At 38.6% G+C, this 769-nt stretch carries 1 protein-coding gene and 1 pseudogene; one reads left to right on the forward strand and one right to left on the reverse strand.

Annotated elements, in window-relative coordinates; all coding sequences use genetic code 11:
- Positions 1–385 (forward strand): MFS transporter (locus tag V7083_RS23580; RefSeq protein ID WP_335482644.1); only part of this gene is annotated, 385 nt, incomplete at its 5' end.
- A 60-nt stretch (positions 386–445) separates the two neighbouring features.
- Here V7083_RS23580 and V7083_RS23585 read toward each other — a convergent pair.
- Positions 446–769: pseudogene (locus V7083_RS23585) on the reverse strand (PTS fructose transporter subunit IIA); the annotation flags it as partial.

Below are 769 nucleotides of genomic sequence, written 5' to 3' on the forward strand. Positions count from 1 at the left end.
AAAAATAATTAAAAAAAATAAAATACTTATGAAATGGCTAACATTTGGCGGAATTCTTGCGGCAGCACTTTCCATTGCAGCACTTTGGTTCTCGATTAAATTATGGTATATGATTACGATGTTTTTGATTATGGGAATAGGGATTGGAGCAGGTCTACCTTGCTTGGATAGCCTCATTACCGAAGGAGTAGAAAAGAAAGAACGAGGAACCATTACTTCAATATACAGTTCCATGCGGTTTATTGGTGTGGCTGCCGGTCCACCAATTATTGCTTTGTTAATGAAACAGTCCAACCACTGGATTTTTATCCTGATGTCCAGTTTAAGTCTCATGGCTGCGTTCGTAGCTTTAAAGGCGATTAATCCACAGAAAAATGAAAAATAAATGTAAAAAAGAGCTGAGTATGTCTCAGCTCTTTGAGTATTTCTCAGCTCTTTTCATTGTCTATTGTTTTACCGGCTTTTTTAATAAACCGATTAACAGTGCAGAAACAATGGAACCAATTAAAATCGCCAATGCGTATTTCAGTGCACCGTGTTCCACTAACGGAACAACGAAGATTCCACCGTGTGGGGCTCTTAAGCCAATTCCAAAGGCCATTGAGAGAGCTCCGGTAACCGCTGATCCGATCATAATAGATGGAATGACACGTAATGGGTCAGCTGCTGCAAATGGAATTGCACCCTCAGTAATGAATGATAATCCCATGATATAGTTCGCTTTTCCTGCATCTTTTTCTTGCTCTGTAAATTTGTTTTTAAAAATAGA

Origin of the sequence: Bacillus sp. JJ1764 (genome assembly GCF_036962145.1) — a bacterium.
Lineage (GTDB): Bacteria > Bacillota > Bacilli > Bacillales > Cytobacillaceae > Neobacillus.